The 20,550-nt window shown below is 62.9% G+C and carries 16 protein-coding genes and 2 tRNA genes; 12 read left to right on the forward strand and 6 right to left on the reverse strand.

Annotated features, from left to right (window positions below):
• Nucleotides 1-64: 64 nt before the first annotated feature.
• Nucleotides 65-1,216: a polyphosphate kinase 2 gene (gene ppk2, locus BMW28_RS06235; protein ID WP_091815140.1), complete on the forward strand. Its 1,152-nt coding sequence runs from the start codon at nt 65-67 to the stop codon at nt 1,214-1,216.
• Between the two features lie 93 nt (nt 1,217-1,309).
• On the opposite strand, the gene BMW28_RS06240 is transcribed toward ppk2, so the two are convergent.
• From BMW28_RS06240 to BMW28_RS06250, 3 genes are all read right to left on the reverse strand, one after another.
• On the reverse strand, nt 1,310-1,828 hold the full coding sequence (locus tag BMW28_RS06240; protein ID WP_200785749.1) for a disulfide bond formation protein B: 519 nt from the start codon (nt 1,826-1,828) through the stop codon (nt 1,310-1,312).
• Nucleotides 1,829-1,855: 27 nt separating this feature from the next.
• Nucleotides 1,856-1,932 (reverse strand) — tRNA-Arg (locus BMW28_RS06245).
• A 102-nt stretch (nt 1,933-2,034) separates the two neighbouring features.
• Nucleotides 2,035-2,111 (reverse strand) — tRNA-Pro (locus tag BMW28_RS06250).
• A gap of 192 nt (nt 2,112-2,303) precedes the next feature.
• On the opposite strand from BMW28_RS06250, the gene BMW28_RS06260 reads away from it, so the two are divergent.
• From BMW28_RS06260 to dnaJ, 10 genes are all read left to right on the forward strand, one after another.
• Nucleotides 2,304-3,194, forward strand: a complete 891-nt coding sequence (locus BMW28_RS06260) for a CoA transferase (RefSeq protein WP_091815148.1) — start codon at nt 2,304-2,306, stop codon at nt 3,192-3,194.
• Between the two features lie 99 nt (nt 3,195-3,293).
• A complete protein-coding gene (locus tag BMW28_RS06265) occupies nt 3,294-4,772 on the forward strand; it encodes an RNB domain-containing ribonuclease (RefSeq protein ID WP_323030997.1) in 1,479 nt (492 codons plus the stop codon).
• 435 nt (nt 4,773-5,207) lie between these two features.
• On the forward strand, nt 5,208-7,664 hold the full coding sequence (rpoD, locus tag BMW28_RS06275; protein WP_200785726.1) for an RNA polymerase sigma factor RpoD: 2,457 nt from the start codon (nt 5,208-5,210) through the stop codon (nt 7,662-7,664).
• A gap of 200 nt (nt 7,665-7,864) precedes the next feature.
• Nucleotides 7,865-8,224 (forward strand): FKBP-type peptidyl-prolyl cis-trans isomerase, encoded by a 360-nt coding sequence (locus tag BMW28_RS06280; RefSeq protein WP_091815592.1) that lies wholly within the window; start codon nt 7,865-7,867, stop codon nt 8,222-8,224.
• 108 nt (nt 8,225-8,332) lie between these two features.
• Nucleotides 8,333-9,136 carry a phosphodiesterase gene (locus BMW28_RS06285; protein WP_091815594.1) on the forward strand — a complete coding sequence of 268 codons (804 nt, stop codon included), beginning with the start codon at nt 8,333-8,335 and terminating at the stop codon, nt 9,134-9,136.
• Nucleotides 9,137-9,312: 176 nt separating this feature from the next.
• A complete protein-coding gene (locus BMW28_RS06290) occupies nt 9,313-10,188 on the forward strand; it encodes a basic amino acid ABC transporter substrate-binding protein (RefSeq protein ID WP_091815156.1) in 876 nt (291 codons plus the stop codon).
• 71 nt (nt 10,189-10,259) lie between these two features.
• Nucleotides 10,260-10,985, forward strand: coding sequence for an amino acid ABC transporter permease (locus tag BMW28_RS06295; RefSeq protein WP_091815159.1), 726 nt, complete (start codon nt 10,260-10,262; stop codon nt 10,983-10,985).
• A 233-nt stretch (nt 10,986-11,218) separates the two neighbouring features.
• Complete coding sequence (grpE, locus tag BMW28_RS06300; protein ID WP_091815161.1) at nt 11,219-11,764, forward strand: nucleotide exchange factor GrpE; 546 nt, start codon at nt 11,219-11,221, stop codon at nt 11,762-11,764.
• 133 nt (nt 11,765-11,897) lie between these two features.
• Nucleotides 11,898-13,823 carry a molecular chaperone DnaK gene (gene dnaK / locus BMW28_RS06305; RefSeq protein ID WP_091815164.1) on the forward strand — a complete coding sequence of 642 codons (1,926 nt, stop codon included), beginning with the start codon at nt 11,898-11,900 and terminating at the stop codon, nt 13,821-13,823.
• Between the two features lie 142 nt (nt 13,824-13,965).
• A complete protein-coding gene (gene dnaJ / locus BMW28_RS06310) occupies nt 13,966-15,099 on the forward strand; it encodes a molecular chaperone DnaJ (RefSeq protein WP_091815167.1) in 1,134 nt (377 codons plus the stop codon).
• A 193-nt stretch (nt 15,100-15,292) separates the two neighbouring features.
• Here dnaJ and BMW28_RS06315 read toward each other — a convergent pair whose 3' ends face one another.
• Both BMW28_RS06315 and selD read right to left on the reverse strand, forming a co-directional pair.
• Complete coding sequence (locus tag BMW28_RS06315; RefSeq protein ID WP_091815170.1) at nt 15,293-16,252, reverse strand: NAD(P)H-dependent flavin oxidoreductase; 960 nt, start codon at nt 16,250-16,252, stop codon at nt 15,293-15,295.
• Between the two features lie 49 nt (nt 16,253-16,301).
• Complete coding sequence (gene selD / locus BMW28_RS06320) at nt 16,302-17,351, reverse strand: selenide, water dikinase SelD (RefSeq protein WP_091815172.1); 1,050 nt, start codon at nt 17,349-17,351, stop codon at nt 16,302-16,304.
• Between the two features lie 76 nt (nt 17,352-17,427).
• On the opposite strand from selD, the gene mnmH reads away from it, so the two are divergent.
• Nucleotides 17,428-18,489, forward strand: a complete 1,062-nt coding sequence (gene mnmH / locus BMW28_RS06325; RefSeq protein ID WP_091815175.1) for a tRNA 2-selenouridine(34) synthase MnmH — start codon at nt 17,428-17,430, stop codon at nt 18,487-18,489.
• A 164-nt stretch (nt 18,490-18,653) separates the two neighbouring features.
• On the opposite strand, the gene BMW28_RS06330 is transcribed toward mnmH, so the two are convergent.
• A complete protein-coding gene (locus BMW28_RS06330) occupies nt 18,654-20,459 on the reverse strand; it encodes an acyl-CoA dehydrogenase (protein WP_091815177.1) in 1,806 nt (601 codons plus the stop codon).
• Between the last annotated feature and the right edge of the window lie 91 nt (nt 20,460-20,550).

Raw genomic sequence — 20,550 nt, forward strand, 5'->3', positions numbered from 1 at the left:
CGCGGCACATCCTGCCGCATCCGAGGCCCGTATCCCATCTCAATCTGAAAAAGGAGTATCCCGCATGGCGACCCGCAAAACCACCCCTATCTCCCTGAAGGATCCCACCCGCCTGGTCCGTTCCGGTGACGTGGTGATCGGCAAGAGTTCTGTCGACAACATCGACAAGGTCGCCACGCACGAAGCCTCCATGGCTGCCATGACGCGCCGCAGCGTCGCCATCGAACAGATCCTCGAGACTGCCGAAGACAAGCTGCAGGCCATGCAGACGCTGCTGTCCCGCGCCTCCAAGGACGAGGTCGATGCCCTCAAGCGCATGCTGGCTGTGGACGCCAGCGTGGCACGCCAGAACGTGTCTGCCGACGAGGAACTGGCTGCGGACTGGCGCAAGGGCGGCTACCCCTACAAGAACCTGATGAGCCGCAAGAACTACGAGAAGCAGAAATACTCGCTTCAGGTAGAACTGCTCAAGCTGCAGGCCTGGGTCAAGGAAACCGGCGCCCGCGTGGTGATCGTGTTCGAAGGCCGCGATGCAGCCGGCAAGGGCGGCACCATCAAGCGCTTCATGGAACACCTGAATCCGCGCGGTGCCCGCGTGGTGGCCCTGGAAAAGCCGACCGACGAGGAACGCGGCCAGTGGTACTTCCAGCGCTACGTGAAGAACCTGCCCACGCACGGCGAGATCGTGCTGTTCGACCGCTCCTGGTACAACCGCTCGGGCGTCGAGCGCGTGATGGGCTTCTGCACGGAAGAGGAATACCGCGAATTCATGCTGCAGGCCCCGCTGTTCGAGCGCATGCTCACCCGCAGCGGCGTGTTCCTGTTCAAGTTCTGGTTCTCCGTCAGCCGCGACGAACAGCGCCGCCGCTTCAAGGAACGCGAGCTGCACCCGCTCAAGCAGTGGAAACTCAGCCCGATCGACAAGGCCTCGCTGGACAAGTGGGAGGACTACACCCGCGCCAAGGAAGCCATGTTCTTCGAAACCGACACGGTGGATGCTCCCTGGACCGTCATCAAGTCGGACTGCAAGAAGCGCGCCCGCCTGAACGCCATGCGCTACGTGCTGAACAAGGTGCCCTACGCCAACAAGGAACTGGACAATATCGGCACGCTCGACACCCTGCTGGTTGGCCGCGCCAACAACATCTATGAGAGCGGCGAGCGCCCCATGGGTGAAGTGCGCAATGCCTTTGAGCTGCTGGCGAAAAACAAGTAAGCTCCCTTTCGGGAATAACAGGGCTTCCTGAAGCTCATGAACAGCAAGGCCTCCATGTCGGAGGCCTTGTTTTTTCGGGTTCCAGACGGGCTCTTAGGCCCCGCGCTGCGTGCAACGCCTGCGCATCTGCAACAGCCAGCCGATGCTCACCACCGTCAAGGCGAAGAATCCGACAAAGGACCAGTTGGCAATCGTGCCCCCCAGAAACGTCCAGTCGATCGCGGTGCAGTCACCGCTGCCGGCAAAAATCTTCGGCAGCGCCTTGCTCAGCGGCATCTGCTCGATCATGCCGTAGAAATCGCGGCCACAGCTGTAGAACTCGGGCGGATACCACTGCAGCCAGGACTGGCGCGCCGCCACGAATGCACCAGCAAGCGAGGTCAGCAGGATCAGCACATAGCTCGCGCCATGCCAGCGACAGCCCTTGCCCGCCAGCCCGGCCAGTGCCAGCAGCAGCACCAGAATGTACAGGTAGCGCTGCACGATGCACATGGGGCATGGCACGAGCCCGCCGTTGTACTGCAGGTTCAGGCCGAATGCCAGCATGCCCGCAACCACCACGGCAATCCATGCCAGGGTGCGACGCGGGGTGTCAAAGAACAGGGAAATCAGCGCTTGCATGGGGCCACCTGCAGAAATTGGCCTGCCCGGAGGGACTCGAACCCCCGACCTGCTGCTTAGAAGGCAGCTGCTCTATCCAGTTGAGCTACGGGCAGATGAAACGGCTGCCATTCTACCTATCGCGGCAAGGACAGGAAGGCTGGCGCAAGCAAAGAAAAAGGACCGGCAAAACGTTTCGCCAGTCCTTTCGGGATTTTTGGTCGGAGCAGAGAGATTCGAACTCCCGACCCTCTGGTCCCAAACCAGATGCGCTACCAGACTGCGCTATGCTCCGCAAAGACCGTGATTGTAGCCTTTTGCACGCCCTGCCGGCAAGCAGGCTGCAATTTTTTGGCAAATTCCCGCATCCCGCCCACCCCGCCTGCTTCCTGCGCAAAAAACCGGCCCGGAGCTGCGGTAAAGTGGCTCAGGCATGCGGGCAACTGCCCTGCCCGCAGACAAAGCAAGAACAACATCCGGAGACTTCATGAGCAAACCCCTCAAGGTGCTGCGCGGCGTGCGCGTCGTCAGCCTCGCCCTCAACCTGCCCGGCCCTGCCGCCCTGCAACGCTGCAAGGAGATGGGCGCCACCTGCATCAAGCTGGAACCCCCTGCCCCCGCCGGCCAGACAACCAGCGACCCGATGCACATCTACAGCCCGGCTGGCCACGCCGAGATGCACGAAGGCATCAAGGTCGTGCCCGTCAACCTCAAGACCGAACAGGGCCAGCGCCAGTTGCACAAGCAGCTGGAAAAGGCCGATGTGCTGATCACCTCCTTCCGCCAGAGCGCCATGCAGAAGCTCGGCGTCGACTGGAAGACCCTGCACAAGCAGCACCCGCACCTGTCGCTGGTCGCCATCTACGGCAGCACCACCAACCCGGATGAAGCCGGCCACGATCTGACCTACCAGGCGCAAAATGGCCTGGTCACCGGCCTCAACCTGCCGCCTACGCTATTTGCCGACATGGCCGGCTCGCTCATGGCGAGCGAAGCAGTGTTGCAATGCGTGCTGCACCGCCAGAAGCACGACAAGGGTACGCTGATCGAGGTTGGCCTGAGCCAGGCCGTGTCCTATCTGGCGCGTCCGCGCACCACCTTCGACATGCAGCATCCGAAGGCGCTCACCGGCGGTGGCCATGTGGGCTACCGCGTCTACGCCTGCAAGGACGGCCGCGTGGCGCTGGCTGCACTGGAACCGCATTTCTACCAGCGCGTGTGCGTCGAAGCCGGCATCGATCCGACCGTGCCCGACAGCATCCAGCTCGACAGTTCGCGCGAGGCCATCGAGAAGTGGCTGGCCGGCAAGACACGCAAGCAGCTCGACAAGCTGGCCGTGGACAAGGACATCCCGCTGGAAACCCTGCCCAGGGACTGACACCGCACCCCTGCCCGACCAACGGGCAGGCTGCATCACCGCTGCCAAGCCCGCCATCTCGCTCCCGCCATCCTGACGCCCCCAACAAAGGAAGACCGCGTGAAACACTCCGACCACGAAAAGCACGATCTGGAAGCCCTGGCGGTACGCGCCATGCGCGAACGCGGCCTCAAGCCGGAATTCTCGCCTGCAGCGCTGGACCAGCTCGCCGCCATCACCCACCTCGGCGAGCCCCATGGCGGTGAAGTGCGTGACCTGACCGGCCTGCTCTGGTGCTCCATCGACAACGACGACTCGCGCGATCTCGACCAACTCACGGCCAGCGAGGTGCTGCCCGATGGCGCGGTGCGCATCCTGGTCGCCATTGCCGATGTGGATGCCCTGGTTCGCAAGGACACCCCCATCGACCAGCACGCGCGCCACAACACCACCTCGGTCTACACCTCGGCAGTGATCTTCCCGATGCTGCCCGAGAAGCTGTCCACCGACCTGACCTCGCTCAACCCCGACGGGCCGCGCCTGGCCATGGTGACGGACATGGTGTTCCAGCCGGATGGCAGCCTGTCCAAATCCGGCATCTACCGCGCCAGGGTCTATAACAAGGCCAAGCTGGCCTACGATTCGGTCTCCGCATGGATCGACGGTGAAGGCCCGTTGCCCGCCGCCGCACAGGCGGTGCCCGGCATGGACCAGCAACTGCGCACCCAGGACTCCGTGGCGCAGCAGCTGCGCGCACGCCGGCGCGAACAGGGCGCGCTGGAGTTCCAGACCTTCCAGCCCAAGGCCGTGTTCGATGGCGAAAAGGTAGTCGAGATCCGCCAGCAGGTGCAGAACCGCGCTCGCCAACTGATCGAGGAATTCATGATCGCCACCAATGGCGTGACGGCCCGCTTCCTCGCCCAGCACCGCCGCCCATCGCTGCGCCGCGTGGTGCGTTCGCCCGAGCGCTGGCTCAAGATCGTGGCCGTGGCCGCCGAATACAACGAAGTCCTGCCAGAAGAGCCGGACGCGCTGGCGCTGGAGAACTTCCTGGCCAAGCGCCGCAAGCTCGACCCGGACCGTTTCCCCGACCTGTCCCTCACCATCATCAAGCTGATGGGCGCAGGCGAATACGTGGTGGAAGTACCCGGCGGCCCCAAGCTGGGGCACTTCGGCCTTGCCGTGCGCGACTACTCCCATTCAACCGCCCCGAATCGCCGCTTTCCCGATCTGGTGACGGCCCGCCTGCTCAAGGCCACGCTCAAGGAGCAGCCCGCCCCCTATTCGATCGACGAACTAGCCTCCCTCGCGACGCACTGCACCCGCCAGGAAGATGCTGCCAACAAGGTCGAGCGACAGATGCGCAAGTCCGAGGCGGCGCTGGTGCTGGACAAGTACCTCGGCGAAATCTTCGACGGTATCGTCACCGGTGCCTCCAACGGCAACACCTGGGTACGCATCTTCCTGCCGCCTGCCGAAGGCAAGCTGCTGGTGGCGGCCGGCGACCGGGTCAAGGTCGGCGACCGCGTACGCGCCAAACTGCTGGCGACAGACGTGGAGCGCGGCTTCATCGACTTCGAGCTGGTACGCGAATCCTGAGCCGCCTGCACCGGTGCAATGCGGCACGGCTGCGTTGCGCCGTCATTGAAAAAGCCGTGTTGGCAACCTTGGCGAGCCGCTTATGCAAACGCGGCAGCCTTGTCATGCACACCGTAATTTGGTATAATCCAAAGTTCGACATGGCAAGTGCGACAGCAGCACCTCCGAGCATGGCCAACCGCGGGTCAACACGGCACCCCGACCGGCCTCTTCTTCGCAAGGACTGTATCCCAAATGTTCGCCCTTCCCCCTTGCCCACGTCTGCCATCCCCTGTGGTTGTTCTTGCAACTGCAGCCGCGAAGGCACTTTCGTAAGGCGGGGTTCATTCCCCTACTGGAAATTCCGGCACGTGCTCCCATATGGGAAGCACTCTGTTGCGCGTCCTGCATTTGCAGGCTGCATTCACTCACTTGAAAGAAGTGGAAGGGTTATCCATGGTCACCAGGAAGAAAGACAGCACGGTCACCGCTGCCGAGGCCACTGAAGCAGCAACCCCTGTCACCAAGCGAAGCAGCACAGCCAGGACTGCAGCTGCAAGCGCATCCGTCGAATCCCCCGCTCCCACCAGGACCAGCCGCCGGCGCACCACGCCTGCGGCAGAGACCGAAACCATGACCGAATCTACCCCCAAGACTCCCCGTACCCGCACCACCCGTGCGGCCAAGGCAGCTGCTGAAGAAGCCACGGCCGAAGCCGTCGAAACCGTCAAGACCACCACGCGCCGCACGCGCGCCAAGCCGGCCGCTGCCGCCGAAGACACGGCCGAAGCCACCGAGACTCCCAAGAAAACCACCACGCGCCGCACAACAGCCAGCAAGGCCAAGCCTGCCGCTGCCAAGACCACGGCTGCCGCCAAGCGTGGCCGCAAGGCCAAGGGCGACGATCTCGACGAAGATTTCAGCGACGTCGAAGCCGAATTCGCCGAAGAGGAAGTGGCAGAAGAAGCCTCTACCGAGCAGGCTGCCACCGTCGAGAAAGTCAAGCCGCTGCGCATGAAGCTCTCCAAGGCCAAGGAGCGCGCGCTGATGAAGGAATTCGGGCTGGACGAAGCCGTCCTGTCCGAAGAGGAAGTCTCCACCCGCCGCCAGCGCCTGAAGGAGCTGATCAAGCTGGGCAAGACGCGCGGCTACCTGACCAACGCGGAAATTTCCGACCACCTGCCCGACAAGCTGGTCGATGCAGAAACGCTGGAAGTCGTGGTCTCCATGCTGGGCGACATGGGCGTGTCCGTCTATGAACAGACGCCCGATGCCGAAACCCTGCTGCTGAACAACGCCACCGGCACCGCTGCCACCGAGGAAGAAGCCGAGGAAGAAGCCGAAGCCGCCCTGTCCAACGTGGACAACGAATTCGGCCGTACCACCGACCCGGTGCGCATGTACATGCGCGAAATGGGCACGGTCGAGTTGCTCACGCGCGAAGGCGAGATCGAGATCGCCAAGCGCATCGAGGGCGGCATGATGGACATGATGGAAGCCATTTCCGGATCCCCTGCCACCATCGACGAGATCCTCGCCATGGCAGACGAAATCCGTGAAGACAAGGTCGTGATCACGACCGTAGTCGACGGCTTTACCGATGCCGACGAGAACGACGACTACGTGGCCGAAGAGGACGAAGACGAGGTCGACGACGATGACGACGGCGGCACCAAGTCCCAGACCAAGATGATGGAAATGGTCAAGAACGAGGCGCTGCGCCGTTTTGACGACATCCGCGCCAGCTTCGAATCCATGCTGGCCGCCTACGAGAAGGACGGCTACGGCTCTCCTGCCTACGTGCAGGCGCAGAAGAAAATCAGCAGCAGGCTGATGACCATCCGCTTCACGGCCAAGACCATCGAAAAGCTGTGCGACACCGTGCGCGAACAAGTCGAGGAAGTGCGCAAGAACCAGCGCCTGCTGCGCCAGATCATCGTGGACAAGTGCCACATGCCGCAGGAAAAGTTCGTGGCCGAATTCACCGACAACCTGCTCAACCTGCAATGGGTGGAGCAGCAGGCCGCTGCCGGCAAACCCTGGAGCACCACGCTCGGACGCAACATTCCGCCGGTGCAGGAGCTGCAGCAGCGCCTGATCGACCTGCAAAAGCGCGTCGTGGTGCCGCTGGAAGAACTGAAGAACATCAACAAGCGCATGATCGACGGCGAACGCTTCTCGCGCAATGCCAAGAAGGAAATGATCGAGGCCAACCTGCGCCTGGTGATTTCCATTGCGAAGAAGTACACCAACCGCGGCCTGCAGTTCCTGGACCTGATCCAGGAAGGCAACATCGGCCTGATGAAGGCGGTGGACAAGTTCGAATTCCGTCGCGGCTTCAAGTTCTCGACCTATGCCACCTGGTGGATCCGCCAGGCCATCACGCGCTCCATCGCGGATCAGGCCCGCACCATCCGCATCCCGGTGCACATGATCGAGACCATCAACAAGATGAACCGCATCTCGCGCCAGCACCTGCAGGAATTCGGCTTCGAGCCGGACGCCTCCATCCTGGCCGAGAAGATGGACATTCCCGAGGACAAGATCCGCAAGATCATGAAGATTGCGAAAGAGCCGATCTCGATGGAAACCCCCATCGGTGACGACGACGATTCGCATCTGGGCGATTTCATCGAGGACAGCGTCAACACCGCACCGGTGGAAGCGGCCATGCAGGCCGGGCTGCGCGATGTGGTGAAGGACATCCTCGATGGCCTCACCCCGCGCGAAGCCAAGGTGCTGCGCATGCGCTTCGGCATCGAGATGGACAACGATCACACGCTGGAAGAAGTCGGCAAGCAGTTCGACGTCACGCGCGAGCGCATCCGCCAGATCGAGCACAAGGCCCTGCGCAAGCTCAAGCACCCCAGCCGCAGCGACAAGCTGCGCACCTTCCTCGGCGGCAACGACTGAGCATGAAGTACCACATGACTTCGATCAGGAACTTCACCACGATGGGTGCCGCATGTGCTGTTGCGGCCACCATCCTGCTGGCCGGGTGCAAGCCCGCCAGCGAGCCCGCCAAGCTGGCTGGTGCCGACGCAGCATCGGCGCCCGCCTCTGCGGCTCTCTCCCCCGCTTCTTCTGCTTCTACCCCCAACAAGGACGCTTCCATGAGCAACACCGTGACCACCTCCACCGGCCTGCAGTACATCGACACCGAAGTCGGTACCGGCGCCGAAGCCAAGGCCGGCCAGAACGTGCTGGTGCACTACACCGGCTGGCTGTACAACAACGGCGAGCAAGGCGCCAAGTTCGACTCCAGCAAGGATCGCGGCCAGCCTTTCGCCTTTGGCCTGGGCCAGCGCATGGTGATTGCCGGCTGGGATGAAGGCGTGGCCGGCATGAAGGTGGGCGGCAAGCGCACCCTGATCATTCCGCCCGAGCTGGGCTACGGTGCCCGCGGCGCCGGCGGCGTGATTCCGCCCAATGCCACGCTCAAGTTCGACGTGGAACTGCTGGACCTGCGCTGATCGCAGCCTCCGCATGACAGACGCCCCGCATCGCCGGGGCGTTTTTCTTGAGGAGACGGAATGGAGTACGATGGAAAATGCAGTCCAACCATCCGTACCCGCACCATCATGCCTCTGATCGTCCAGCTTTCCGACACCCATATCAGCCGGCCGGGGCAACTCGCCTATGACCGCGTGGACACGTCCACCTTTCTGCGCCAGGCGGTCACCGCGGTGCAGCGTCTGCCGCAGCGCCCCGATGCAGTGGTGATCACGGGAGATCTGGTGGACCATGGCCAGGCCGAAGAATATGCCCTGCTCCAGGAGCTGCTCGCGCCCATCCGCGATATTCCGCTGTTCCTGCTTCCCGGCAATCATGACAACCGCGATACCCTGCGCCATGCCTTTCCCGCGCAGCCGGCCTGGATGGCCAGTGGCTACGCGCAGTACAGCGTTCCGCTGGGCCCCATGCAGCTGGTCGTGCTGGACACGGTCGTGCCGCGCCGCGACCAGGGTGCCCTCTGCCCGGAACGCCTGGCCTGGCTGGACGAGACCCTGCATCAATGCCGGGAACGCCCCACCCTGATCGCCATGCACCATCCGCCTTTCCGTACGCTAATCGATGGCATGGACGACATCGGCCTGCTCGAAGGTGCCGAAGTACTCGAAGCCATCATCCAGCGCCATCCTCAGGTGCAGGGACTGATCTCGGGCCATGTCCACCGGCATGTCCAGACCCTGTTCGGCGGCACCCGCGCAGTGATTGCGCCCTCCACGGCGCACCAGGTTGCCCTCGATCTGAGCCCCGGCGCCCCGCTGGCCTGGACGCTGGAACCTCCCGGCATCCTGCTGCACGCCTTCACGCCCCAGGGCCGGCTGGTGACACACCAGATCACCACGCTCTCCTTTGCGGGGCCCTTCCCCTTCCAGTGAAAAACCTGCAGTCTGCGTGAATTTTCGCCACGGACCGGGGTGTCGCCTGGTGGCTGAAACATGCCGTGCAAGCCTGCCCGCTCGTATAATGAAAGGTTACAAATTCCCGGCCGCCAGCTCAAGAGGCTCGTGTCCGCAGCGTTCCTGCTGCCTGGCCATCAACTAAAGACCCTTTCATGCAGAATCTGTTCACCCGTCGTTTTGCCCTTTCCCTGGCCATGGCTGCCGTGCTGGCCGGCTGCTCCAAGTCCGAAGCGCCCGCCGCTGCAGCCTCCGGCACGCCTGCCGCCTCTGCCGACAAGGTGATGGTGGTGGCCACCAACGCGGCCTTCGCACCGTTCGAATCCCTGTCCTCCAGCGGCGAAGTCGAGGGCTTTGATGCCGACGTGATCAAGGCCGTAGCCAACAAGGCGGGCTTCCAGATCCGCTTCGTCAACACGCCCTGGGAAGGCATCTTCAACACGCTGAACAGCGGCGAGAGCGACCTGGTGATGTCCGCCGTGACCATCACCGACGTGCGCAAGGACAGCATGGACTTCTCCGAGCCTTATTTCGACGCCGTGCAGCTGATTGCCGTGCCGCAGAACTCCACCGTCGCTTCTCTGGAAGACATCAAGACGCTGGCCATCGGGGTGCAGAACGGCACCACCGGCGATGAAGTCGTCTCCAAGCTGGTCGGCAAGACCAACCCCAACATCAAGCGCTTCGAATCCATGCCGCTGGCCCTGAAGGAGCTGGAAGCCGGCGGCCTGCAGGCCGTGGTGGGCGACAACGGCGTGGTCAAGCACTACCTGCAGAACAACAGCGGCAGCAAGTTCAAGCTGGTCAGCGACCAGAGCTTCACGCCCGAGCGCTACGGCATCGTGGTCAAGAAAGGCAATGCCGAACTGCTGAAGAAGGTCAATGACGGCCTGAGCGGCATCCGCCAGGACGGCAGCTACGACACCATCTACACCAAGTGGTTCGGTGCACCTGAAGCAGCACCCGCTGCTGCAGCCTCGGCTCCCGTTGCCGAAGCAGCTTCCGCAGCTGCCTCTGCCGCCTCCAACTGACGCGTAATCTGCCCCATCACGCAGCCCTGCCGGGCTCCTCCGGCAGGGCGCGTTCTTTCTGAGAGACGCGCATGGATTTACGCTGGAACATTCTCGCCCCCTACGCCCCGCTGTTCATCTCGGGCGTGCAGATGACGATCAAGCTCACCGTCATCGCCCTGGTGCTGGGCCTGGCGGCCGGCATGATGATCGGCCTCGTCACTTCGCGCAAGCCCAAGGGCTGGCGCCGCATCCCGCACGCCATCCTGACCGCCTATGTGGGCGTGCTGCGCGGCACCCCGCTGTTCGTGCAGATCCTGCTGGTGCACTTTGCGCTGACGCCGACGCTAATCCACCCGGAAACCGGCCTGCTGCTCACCGGCGAGGCTGCCAGCACCTTCCGCCAGACCTATGGCGCCTTTTTCTCGGGCGCGCTGGCCCTCACGCTCAACGCCAGCGCCTACATCTCCGAGATCGTTCGCGCCGGCATCCAGTCCATTGCCCGCGGCCAGGTACAGGCGGCCGAGAGCCTGGGCATGAACGAGATGCAGACCATGCGCTACATCGTGCTGCCGCAGGCCCTGCGCCGCATGGTGCCGCCGCTGGTGAACGAGGCGGTCACGCTGCTCAAGGATTCCTCACTGGTGTCGGCCATCGGCCTGGCCGAACTGGCCATGGCCGCGCGTACCGTGGCGGGTGCCTACTCGCGCTACTGGGAACCCTATCTGGCGATTTCGCTGGTCTATCTGGTGATGACCGGCGTGATCACGCTGGCGGCACGCCGGCTGGAAACCTCCGAAGAGCAGCGCGGACGCTGACGCTTGCCAGCCGCTACCGGCTTGGCCTGGCGGCGATCCGGACTTCGTCGCAGTCAGGCCTCGCCTGAAAAACCACGGCAAAACCCGGTCGGCAGACCCCGGGATGCCCAGCTTCCAGACAGAAAGCACCCCGCGACGCATTCGCGCTTGAAATTGCCGCGCCCGCTCCCATCTGACAACCCGAGACGCAGCAGCTCTGCTGCCCTGCCATAGGACTATTGAAAGCAAGGCCCATGACGAACCCCGAACAACAACCCGACTCTCTCCAGCCCGACATGCAAGCCCCGGTGGATGCCGCTCCCGAAGCTGCTGCAGACGCTCCCGTGGACGTCGCCACCCTGCAAGCCCAGATCGCCGAACTGCAGGACCAGTACCTGCGCGCACAGGCCGATGTGCAGAACGCCCGCCGCCGCGCCGACGAAGAAGTGCAGAAGGCACGCAAGTTCGGCATCGAGAGCTTCGCCGAAAGCATGCTGCCGGTGATCGACAGCCTGGAAGCCGGCCTGGCCGTGCCCAACGCCACGGCTGACCAGATCCGCGAAGGCACCGAGGCCACCCTGCGCCAGCTGTTGAGCGCGCTGGAGCGCAACAAGGTGGTGGTGGTCAGCCCGGCCCAGGGCGAGAAGTTCGACCCCAACCAGCACCAGGCCATCAGCGTGGTACCCGCTCCCGAAGGCGTGCAACTGCCGCCGAACAGCATCCACACCGTGCTGCAGAAGGGCTACCTGATTGCCGAGCGCGTGCTGCGCCCTGCCCTCGTGATGGTGACCCCGTCCTGAGCCCCGCATCCCCAAAAAATCTTGCGGCCACGGCTTGAAAAAACGCCGGCCATCCGCAAGTTCAGACCAGCAGCCAGCCGCGAGGTGAACACAGCAGGACTGGCAAGTATTGAAAGATCAGGAGAATCCAGACATGGGAAAAATCATCGGTATTGACCTGGGCACCACCAACTCGTGCGTGTCCATCATGGAAGGCAACACCACCAAGGTCATCGAGAACAGCGAAGGTGCGCGCACCACGCCGTCCATCGTGGCCTACCAGGAAGACGGCGAAGTGCTGGTTGGCGCATCCGCCAAGCGCCAGGCCGTCACCAACCCCAAGAACACGCTGTACGCCATCAAGCGCCTGATCGGCCGCAAGTTCACCGAGAAGGAAGTGCAGAAGGATATCGACCTGATGCCCTTCGAGATCGTGCAGGCCGACAACGGCGACGCCTGGGTGGAAGTGCGCGGCAAGAAACTGGCACCGCCCCAGGTCAGCGCCGAGATCCTGCGCAAGATGAAGAAGACCGCCGAGGACTACCTGGGCGAGCCCGTGACCGAAGCCGTGATCACGGTGCCGGCCTACTTCAACGACAGCCAGCGCCAGGCCACCAAGGATGCCGGTCGCATCGCCGGTCTGGATGTCAAGCGCATCATCAACGAGCCCACCGCTGCTGCCCTGGCCTTCGGCCTGGACAAGCAGGACAAGGCCGACCGCAAGATCGTCGTGTATGACCTGGGCGGCGGTACGTTTGACGTGTCCATCATCGAGATTGCCGATGTGGATGGCGAGAAGCAGTTCGAAGTGCTGTCCACCAATGGTGACACCTTCCTGGGCGGCGAAGACTTCGACCAGCGCATCATCGACTACGTGATCGGCGAGTTCAAGAAGGAACAGGGCGTCGACCTGAAGAACGACGTGCTGGCCCTGCAGCGCCTGAAGGAAGCAGCCGAAAAGGCCAAGATCGAGCTGTCCAACAGCACGCAGACCGACATCAACCTGCCCTACATCACCGCAGATGCTTCCGGTCCCAAGCACCTGAACATCAAGCTGACCCGCGCCAAGCTGGAAGCCCTGGTGGAAGATCTGGTCGAGCGCTCGATCGAGCCCTGCAAGATCGCCCTGAAGGACGCCGGCATCAGCCTGAGCGACATCTCTGACGTGATCCTGGTCGGCGGCCAGACCCGCATGCCCAAGGTACAGGACAAGGTCAAGGAGTTCTTCGGCAAGGAGCCTCGCAAGGACGTCAACCCCGATGAAGCCGTGGCCGTCGGTGCCGCCATCCAGGGCCAGGTGCTCTCCGGCGACCGCAAGGACGTGCTGCTGCTGGACGTGACGCCGCTGTCCCTGGGCATCGAGACCATGGGCAACGTCATGACCAAGATGATCCACAAGAACACCACGATCCCGACGAAGTTCGCACAGACCTTCTCGACGGCCGAAGACAACCAGCCGGCCGTGACGATCAAGGTGTTCCAGGGTGAGCGTGAAGTGACTGCCGGCAACAAGCTGCTGGGCGAGTTCAACCTGGAAGGCATCGCACCCGCTCCGCGAGGCATGCCCCAGATCGAAGTGACCTTCGACATCGACGCCAACGGCATCCTGCACGTGAGCGCCAAGGACAAGGGCACCGGCAAGGAAAACAAGATCACCATCAAGGCGAACTCCGGCCTGTCCGAAGACGAAATCCAGAAGATGGTGAAGGACGCCGAGCTGAATGCAGCCGAAGACCACAAGAAGGTCGAACTGGTGCAGGCCCGCAACCAGGCTGACGCCATGGCGCACAGCGTGAAGAAGAGCCTGTCCGAGCACGGTGACAAGCTGGATGCTTCCGAGAAGGAAAAGATCGAAGCCGCCATCAAGGATGTGGAAGAAGCGATCAAGGGCGACGACAAGGACGCCATCGAAGCCAAGAACAACGCCCTGATGGAAGCCAGCCAGAAGCTGGGCGAGAAGATCTATGCCGAACAGGCAGCCGCTGCCGGTGCAGCAGGTGCCCCCGGTGCAGACGCCTCCGCAGCAGCCGGCAACGACGACGTGGTCGACGCCGAAGTCAAGGAAGTGAAGAAGGACTGATGCCAGTCGGGACAAAAGCGTGAAACCCTTCACGCTTTTCCCATGGTGTCAGCTGCGCCGCGTGCTGCCCCGGGCCACGCGGCGTTTGTGTTGAGGCAGCCGGCTTTTTGGCGCTGCCCCGGCCGCCCCCTCAGGAAGTGTCATGTCTAAACGCGACTATTACGAAGTGCTCGGCGTTCCGCGCAATGCCGGCGACGACGAGATCAAGAAGGCCTACCGCAAGCTGGCCATGAAATACCACCCGGACCGCAACCAGGGTGATGCCGCCAAGGAAGCGGAGGCCAAGTTCAAGGAGGTCAAGGAAGCCTACGAGATGCTGTCCGACCCGCAGAAGAAGGCTGCCTACGACCAGTACGGCCATGCCGGGGTCGATCCCAACATGGGGGGTGCCGGTTTTGGCGGTGGCTTTGGCGGTGGCTTCGAAAGCTTCAGCGACATCTTCGGCGACATCTTCGGCCAGGGCCGTGGTGGTCGTGGTGGCGGCCGCCAGGTACACCGTGGCAACGACCTCAGCTACGCCATGGATATCACGCTGGAGGAAGCCGCAGCCGGCAAGGAAGCGCAGATCCGCATTCCCAGCTGGGACGACTGCGACACCTGCCACGGCACCGGCGCCAAGCCCGGCACCAGCGCCAAGGACTGCCCCACCTGCCACGGCTCCGGCGTGGTGCAGATGCGCCAAGGCTTCTTCAGCGTGCAGCAGACCTGCCCGCACTGCCACGGGACCGGCAAGATCATTCCCGATCCCTGCACCAGCTGCCACGGCCAGGGCAAGATCAAGCAGCAGAAGACGCTGGAAGTGAAGATTCCTGCCGGTATCGACGACGGCATGCGCATCCGCAGTGCCGGCAACGGCGAGCCCAGCCCGAACGGCGGTCCTCCGGGCGACCTCTACATCGAGATTCGCATCCGCAAGCACCCGGTGTTCGAGCGCGACGGCGACGACCTGCACTGCATGGTGCCGATCAGCTTCACCAAGGCCGCCCTGGGTGGCGAGATCGAGGTTCCCACACTCAACGGCAAGGCCGTGATCGACATCCCCGAAGGCACGCAGCACGGCAAGCAGTTCCGCCTGCGCGGCAAGGGTGTCAAGGGCGTGCGTTCTGCCAGCACGGGTGATTTGTACTGCCACATCAGCATCGAGACGCCGGTCAAGCTCACCGAGCACCAGCGCAAACTGCTCAAGCAGCTGGATGAGTCGCTCGAAAAAGGCGGCGGCAAGCACAGCCCGAACGAGAAGAGCTGGTTCGACAAGGCGAAGGACTTCTTTTCCTGAGCCAGCGAGCTTGTGAACTCGACGGAGGCCAGCAGGATTGCTGGCCTTTTTTCATGGGCAAAATTCACTGGCCTGTCGGAACGGTTCAGCAAGCCAGTTACCCAAGGAATGCTGGCAAATCCCTGCAAAAACGGGTTGCTCCATAGGGGCAACCCGTTTTAACGCACAGTCATGGGCATGGTGCCCTCACGCATCAGACGCCCAGCAATTCCTTGCGCGCCTGCGCATACTCGCGCTTGTACTGCTCCACCAGCTCCGCCGCAGGCTGCACCTTGTCGACGGTGCCAATGCCCTGACCGCAACCCCAGATATCCTTCCAGGCCTTGGCCGCGCCGCCGCCAAAGTCCATCTTGCTCGGATCGGCTTCCGGCAGGTGCGCCGGATCCAGGCCCGCTGCGCGGATGGAAGGCGCCAGATAGTTGCCGTGCACACCGGTGAACAGGTTGGTGTACACCACGTCATCCGAGTTGGAGTCGACGATGCACTGTTTGTAGGCATCGCTGGCACGCGCCTCGTCGGTCGCGATGAAGGGGCTGCCGATATAGGCAAAATCCGCGCCCATGGCCTGCGCAGCCAGGATGGAGCGGCCGGATGCAATCGAGCCGCTCAGCGCCAGCGGACCGTCGAACCAGGTACGGATTTCCTGCACCAGCGCAAACGGGCTCTTGGTGCCTGCGTGGCCGCCCGCCCCTGCTGCCACGGCGATCAGGCCGTCAGCGCCCTTCTCCACCGCCTTGCGCGCAAAGCGGTTGTTGATCACGTCATGCATCACCACACCGCCATAGCTGTGCGCCGCCTGGTTCACCTCTTCAACCGCGCCCAGACTGGTGATGATGACAGGCACCTTGTACTTCACGCACAGCGCCATGTCTTCTATCAGGCGCGCATTGCTCTTGTGCACGATCTGGTTGATGGCGAACGGTGCTGCCGGCTGATCCGGATGCGCCTGGTCGTGCGCGGCCAGTGCCTCGGTGATCTCGGCCAGCCATTCATCCAGCAGCGAAGCGGGACGCGCGTTGAGCGCCGGCATGGCGCCGATGATGCCGGCCTTGCACTGCGCAATCACCAGCTTGGGGTTGCTGATGATGAACAGCGGAGAACCGATGACGGGGAAAGGCACGCGCGCCAGCGCGCCGGGAAGTGTGCGGCTCATGAAACTTGTCTCCTGAAATGCTTGTTGGTCTTGCAGGAACCAGACAATATCACAGAATCGAACGAACGTTCACTTTTGGATCGCCATTTTCCAGCTGGCCAATCACAGCAGCGGCGTCGAAACCGGCCTCGCGGAACACCTGCAGCACGGCTTCAGCAGCCTCTGCCTTGCAGCTCACCAGCAGGCCACCGGACGTTTGCGGGTCGCACAGGAGCTTCTGCTGCCATTCGGGCGTGCCCTCCGGCAATGTCACGTCCGCACCATAGCTGGCCCAGTTGCGGGTGGAGGCGCCGGTGGCAATGCCCTGCTGCGCCAGTTGCACCGCTTCCGGAATCATGGGAACGGAAGCGTAATCCACGCTGGCCGACAGGCCGGAGCCACAACACATTTCCAGCAGGTGGCCCAGCAGGCCAAAGCCCGTCACATCGGTCATCGCATGCACTTCCGGCATGGCGGACAGCTGCGCACCAACCCGGTTCAGCTGCGTGGTCAGCTGCACCATGCGCGCATAGCCTTCAGCGCTGAGCAAGTCCTTCTTCAGCGCGGCCGAGAAAATGCCGATGCCCAGCGGCTTGCCCAGAATCAGCACATCCCCTGCCCTGGCAGCCGCGTTCTTCTTGACCTGATCCGGGTGCACCAGACCCAGCGCCACCAGGCCGTAGATGGGCTCGACCACATCGATGGAGTGCCCTCCGGCGATCGGGATGCCGGCCTCGCGGCAGACCGAAGCCCCACCTTCCAGAATGCGGCCAATGGTTTCCAGCGGCAGCTTGTCCAGCGGCATGCCGACCAGCGCCAGCGCCAGAATCGGCGTGCCGCCCATGGCATAGATGTCGGAAATCGCATTGGTTGCGGCAATGCGGCCGAAATCGTACGGATCATCCACGATAGGCGTGAAGAAGTCGGTGGTCGCCACCAGCGCCTGCGTATCGTTCAGGCGGTAGACCGCAGCATCGTCCGAGGCTTCCGTGCCAACCAGCAGTTGCGGAGGGATGATGCCGGCCGGCACCGAAGCCATGATGTCCTGCAGCACGGAGGGTGCAATCTTGCAGCCGCAGCCGCCACCGTGGGCAAGCGAAGTCAGTTTGGGAAATTCCATAGCATGTTGACAGTTAGAACTGGATCATCCCGATGATACGTCTTAAGATGAGGGGTTATCCAAATTACGCCATTCCATGAAGAACAACTGGCTGGTGCCTGCCAACGCGCTCGCAGGCTACGACACGATCATCGACGTACGCACTCCGGCGGAATTTGCTCTCGACCATATTCCGGGAGCCGTCAATTTCCCCGTGCTGAGCAACGAAGAACGGGTGCGCGTGGGCACCATCTACAAGCAGGTCTCCCCCTTCGAGGCCAAGAAGATCGGTGCGGCACTCATCTCGCAGAATATCGCTCGCCATCTGCAGGAACACCTGCTCGACAAGCCAAAAGACTGGTGCCCGCTGATCTATTGCTGGCGCGGGGGCCAGCGCAGTGGCGCCATGCAGGTCATCTTCCGCCAGATCGGCTGGAATGCCGACCGCATCGAAGGCGGCTACAAGGCCTTCCGCCACCATGTGATGGTCAACACCGAAGAGCTTGCCAAACGGTTCCGCATGCTCATCATCTGTGGCGCCACCGGCAGTGCCAAGACGCGCATCCTGCAGCAAATCGAGGCACAGGGCGGCCAGATCCTGGATCTGGAAACGCTGGCAAGCCACAAAGGGTCGGTGCTGGGCAACCTGCCGGATGAACCCCAGCCCAGCCAGAAAGGCTTCGAGACCAAGGTATGGAAACGCCTGACGGAACTGGACCCGACCCGGCCGGTATTCGTCGAGGCTGAAAGCCGCAAGGTCGGCAATCTGCACGTGCCCGAGCCCGTGATCGCAGCCATGCGGGCAAGCCCCTGCCTGGACGTGCGTGCCAGCATGGACGCCCGTGTCGACTTCCTGCTGCGCGACTATCCCTATGCCCAGCAGGACAACGCATGGCTGCTGCCCCGCCTGTGGAAGCTGAAAGAGCGCCAGGGCACCAGTGTGATCGAGCACTGGCAGGAGCTGGTGGAACAGGCGCAGTGGCGCACGCTGGTGCAGGAACTGCTGGAGCTGCATTACGACCCGCTCTACCGCCAATCGCAAGGTCTGAACTACACAGGCAAGCGTCACTGGCCCACATTCGAGACCAGCGATCTGTCCGACGCCGGCATTGCCGAAGTGGCAGGACGCATGCTGCAGGCGGTGAACGCTGGCCGCTGACACCGAACCCGGAATATCCGGCACGCCAGGGGATTCCGCGCCCCGGCATCCCTGCATCCATTGCACTGATACTCCACAGCATTCAGGCAAGAAAAAACCGGCCGAAGCCGGTTTTTCATGGTCCGATCAGAACCGGCACGCCCGAAAGCATGCCGGATTCAGCATCAGAACGCGTCGACGTTGAACGCGTTGGTAGCGCCGTGGCCCTTCAGGATGCTGTAGCCCACTGCAGGCACGCGGCTCAGGATCTGGTCGGCGTAGAAACGCGCCGTCTGGATCTTGTTCTGGTAGAAAGCCGGACCGTAGTCGTCGTTGCCACCTTCAGCCAGCTTCTGCTCGGAGATCAGCAGCGCACGGGCCATCTGCCAGCCGGACACCAGGTTGCCAGCCAGCATCAGGTAAGGCACGGAACCGGCAAACACGGCGTTCGGGTCGGACTTGGTGTTGTTGACCACGAAATCCACCACTTCCAGGAAGGACTTGCGGGCGGCCGTCAGGGACTCCAGCATGGCCTTGGCTGCTTCGGAACCGCTCTGGGCCAGCTGGCCTTCGGTCTGCTCGATCATGCCGGCGATCTTCTTGGCAACGGCGCCGCCGTCACGCACGGTCTTGCGGCCGACCAGGTCGTTGGCCTGGATGGCAGTCGTACCTTCGTAGATCGTCAGGATCTTGGCATCGCGGTAGTACTGGGCAGCACCGGTTTCCTCGATGAAGCCCATGCCACCGTGCACCTGCACGCCCAGGCTGGTGGTTTCCAGGCTGGTTTCGGTGCTGTAGCCCTTGATCAGCGGCACCATGAATTCGTACATGGCCTGGCTGTCGGCAGCGATGGTGGCATCGGGGTGGTTGTGCTCGATGTCATACAGCGAAGCGGCGTAGATGGCCATGGCGCGCGTGCCTTCGGCAGTAGCGCGCATGGTCAGCAGCATGCGCTTGATGTCCGGGTGGTTGATGATGGCCACCGGAGCCTTGACGGAACCATCCACCGGACGGCTCTGCACGCGCTCGCGGGCGTAGTTGACGGCGTGCTGGTAGGCACGCTCGGTCACGGCGATACCCTGCACACCCACAGCGTAGCGCGCAGCGTTCATCATGATGAACATGTATTCCAGACCACGGTTCTCTTCGCCGACCAAGTAGCCGTTGGCACCGCCGTTGTCACCGAATTGCAGCACGCAGGTGGCGCTGCCCTTGATGCCCAGCTTGTGCTCGATGCTCACGCACTGCACGTCGTTGCGGTCGCCAATGCTGCCATCGGCATTCACCATGAACTTCGGCACGACGAACAGGCTGATGCCCTTCACACCCTCCGGAGCACCGGCCACGCGGGCCAGCACCAGGTGGATGATGTTGTCGGCCATGTCATGCTCACCCCAGGTGATGAAGATCTTGGTACCGAACACCTTGTAGCTGCCGTCGCCCACGGGCTCGGCACGGCTGCGCACGGCGGCCAGGTCGGAACCGGCCTGGGGCTCGGTCAGGTTCATGGTACCGGTCCACTCGCCGGAAACCAGCTTGGGCAGGTACTTGTCCTTCAGCTCGTCGGAACCGGCCGTCAGCAGGGCTTCGATGGCGCCGTCGGTCAACATGGGGCACAGCGCGAAGCTGATGTTGGCCGCGTTGCACATTTCGCCTACGGCAGCGCCGATGGTCTTGGGCAGGTCCTGGCCGCCGTACTGGCCGGGATGCTGCAGGCCTTGCCAGCCGCCTTCCACGTACTGCTTGTAGGCTTCCTTGAAGCCGGCTGCGGCAGTCACCACGCCATCCTTCCAGGTGGAGGGATTCTTGTCGCCCTGGAAGTTGATCGGAGCGATCACGTCCTGCACCAGGTTGGCGGCTTCCTGCAGAACGGCCTGCGCGGTTTCCATACCGGCATCTGCGTAAGCGGGCACGTCCTGTGCCAGCTTGTCCAGATCTGCCAGATATTGCATGTCGAACAGCATGTCTTGCACGGGTGCGATAAAGCTCATCAGGAACTCCTTGAGTTGTTGAAATAGTTATGCGGGTTTACGAGGACCGCTGAAATGCAACAGCCGTCCAGCTGCTTTACGGCAGAAGAAC

Source organism: Allobrachymonas denitrificans DSM 15123 (assembly GCF_900110225.1).
In the GTDB taxonomy this organism is placed as follows: domain Bacteria; phylum Pseudomonadota; class Gammaproteobacteria; order Burkholderiales; family Burkholderiaceae_C; genus Brachymonas; species Brachymonas denitrificans.